At 60.2% G+C, this 304-nt stretch carries 1 protein-coding gene; it reads right to left on the reverse strand.

Annotated elements, in window-relative coordinates:
* Nucleotides 1-94: 94 nt before the first annotated feature.
* Nucleotides 95-304 (reverse strand): hypothetical protein (locus QN141_13170; protein MDR7559427.1); only part of this gene is annotated, 210 nt, incomplete at its 5' end.

Raw genomic sequence — 304 nt, forward strand, 5'->3', positions numbered from 1 at the left:
TCCCGCGGCTTGAGGATGGCGCCAATCGCGGGTTGCGAGGAACAGCACTCGCACTCGCTCGCTGAGGGTCGTCCCTCGCGTTGCTCCCGTCACCTCATGCTTCACATTCATGGAGAGCGCGCAGTACTGTTCCAAGATCATTCGTGATCGACCATGTGCCTTTCTTGTGCGTCCTCGTGAGATCGATCCCAGGCTGAGCCTTGACTCTCGCAAACCGGTCGCCGGCGGCCGTGCCGCCATGGGATGCGATCTTGCGGGACAGGGTTGATCTCGCCGAAAAGTACTTCTCCCGCTCAACGTAGAA

This window comes from Armatimonadota bacterium (genome assembly GCA_031459765.1).
GTDB classification, from domain to species: Bacteria; Sysuimicrobiota; Sysuimicrobiia; order Sysuimicrobiales; family Kaftiobacteriaceae; genus Kaftiobacterium; species Kaftiobacterium secundum.